Below are 1,981 nucleotides of genomic sequence, written 5' to 3' on the forward strand. Positions count from 1 at the left end.
CCCGTGCACTCCAGCCTTCAGGGTTTTCGCCGGCCAATCAATCCACCCTCCTTGGTGGCGAGTGTAAGTCCGCGCACCCGGAATTCCCTTGTGATTCAGAAACCCGGTTGCATCCGTCGCGTCTTGAGGCTCGGGCAACCCCACCAAGGCATCTCGTGTAGTCCGCCACGGTAAAGAAGTCTCGAATAATGCGTCCTCGCGGCGCAGCAGCTCTACGCGAGCCTTGACGTACTCGGGCATTGGAGGTCTTGAGAGATTCCGAGTCTCCCAGTAGGTTCCAGTAACCCACTGGTCTCGCAGCAGAGTGTCTTTACTGTGGGTCATCGAAACATCGACCCAATGGTCGGCTGACGAGATATCTGCACGAGTGCCGATCAAGAACACACGCTTGCGCGTTTGAGGCACACCGATATCTGCGGCCTCGATTACCTGCCGATGTACACGGTAGCTGAGGCTAGGGCGCTTAGTCTTCTTGATTCTGGTCTGATGCTGAGACCAGTCTTCGTCGCCTTTGCGAGGACGGACCGATGGCTTGGTCAGCTGATCTATTACGTACTGGTAATATGGCTCGAAAGATGGCCTAAGCAACCCAGGTACATTCTCGAAGACGAAGCACTTGGGGCGCAGGACTCTAACGGTCTCGACTGCAGCAGGGAACATGTTGCGGTCGTCGTTCTCGCCCGCGTGAGCTCCACTTATAGAGAAAGGCTGACACGGAGGGCCGCCAGCAATCAGGTCTATATCCTCAAGACCGGCGTTCCGTGCATCCTTGAGCCAATGCACCACATCCATCTCTCGGATACTCTCCTCGCTCCAGAGAGTAGGCGCACTGGCAGCGTTTTGGCGCAAGATAGAGCAGGCGCGCGGATCTCTCTCGACGAGCTGCTCATGCTCGAATCCCGCCTTGAGCATTCCGAGCGCCATGCCGCCTCCGCCGGCGAAGAGCTCTACCGACCTTGGCATGGATTCTCCTTAGGGCGACCGCTGTCGTCGATTCGTGCTGTTCTGTCTTTACGCCTAGATCTGACTAGATCCGAGATCTCACCGGTCACGCCGACGAGGTCCTTTTTGAGACGTGATTCAAATACGCGATAAACGCGCCACCCATCACCAGAAAGCCTAGTATTGACGGCGCGATCGCGCTCCATGTTTCTGCAAATCTTCGCTTTCCAGCGTTCTCCATTATTTATGTGTTCGATCTGGGCATCAAAAGATGCCATTCCTCGAATACGCCATGCGTTACCGTGCCAGAAATCACCGTCGACGAACACTGCTACTCTCGGTCCGGGGAAATCAATATCGGGCTTCCCAAACAGTTTGGACTTGACCCGAAAGCGGAGACCTTCCTTCCAGAGCGCGCTCCGCAGCGCGATTTCGGGGGAAGTGTCTCGATTGCCTACTGCAGACATGATTCGACTGGTAACTTCTGGATCCCGCATACCTCTACTGCCGATCGACTATGTCATAGCACTCTTGCGTAGGTGGCTTTTCCCTATGCTGCTGAACGTCTCACCGGACGCTGATGTGGCGTACTTCAAGGCCGGCGCGGTGACAGATTTTCTGATGCCTCCTTTTTTCGCTGTCCGACAATTTATCGCCCTGGAAAAGAGTTACCACTAAAATGGGTGAAGATCGCTCGTCTACTACAGTGTTCAAGCCTGCCCACACAAGGTTCTGGAGGTTCCTTACCTTGTCCCAGAACATAAGAAGCTCCGAGGGTCCGATGAGAACTCGGCACTGGTTGGGCTTTTCTCGCACCGAGCCGTCGATTACTACCGCTTCCTTGCCGAGGGCTTGAGCTGCAATCTGCCTAGCGCTAGGCAAGGGAGTCCGTACCAAGCCGGCGTACGGTCCAATGCCACTGCGGGCTCGGTTGTAGTGCTTCATTGGCACATCCTTCAGCCACATGCGAGTGCGCTCACGCGGCATGAAGCGTGTAAGGACGACGCCAACCTGATCGTCGTCCAACCACAGGTTGTAC

3 protein-coding genes are annotated in these 1,981 nt (G+C 55.7%); all 3 read right to left on the reverse strand.

What is annotated here, in order from left to right:
- The coding region (locus ACFXKA_RS42600; RefSeq protein ID WP_379431846.1) for a DNA cytosine methyltransferase at positions 1-963 on the reverse strand (963 nt) is incomplete at its 3' end.
- Positions 948-1,439: a very short patch repair endonuclease gene (locus tag ACFXKA_RS42605; protein ID WP_379431847.1), complete on the reverse strand. Its 492-nt coding sequence runs from the start codon at positions 1,437-1,439 to the stop codon at positions 948-950. The genes ACFXKA_RS42600 and ACFXKA_RS42605, both read right to left, overlap by 16 nt.
- Positions 1,440-1,509: 70 nt before the next feature.
- The coding region (locus tag ACFXKA_RS42610) for a hypothetical protein (protein ID WP_379431848.1) at positions 1,510-1,981 on the reverse strand (472 nt) is incomplete at its 5' end.

This window comes from Nocardia sp. NPDC059228 (genome assembly GCF_042754245.1).
In the GTDB taxonomy this organism is placed as follows: Bacteria; Actinomycetota; Actinomycetes; order Mycobacteriales; family Mycobacteriaceae; genus Nocardia.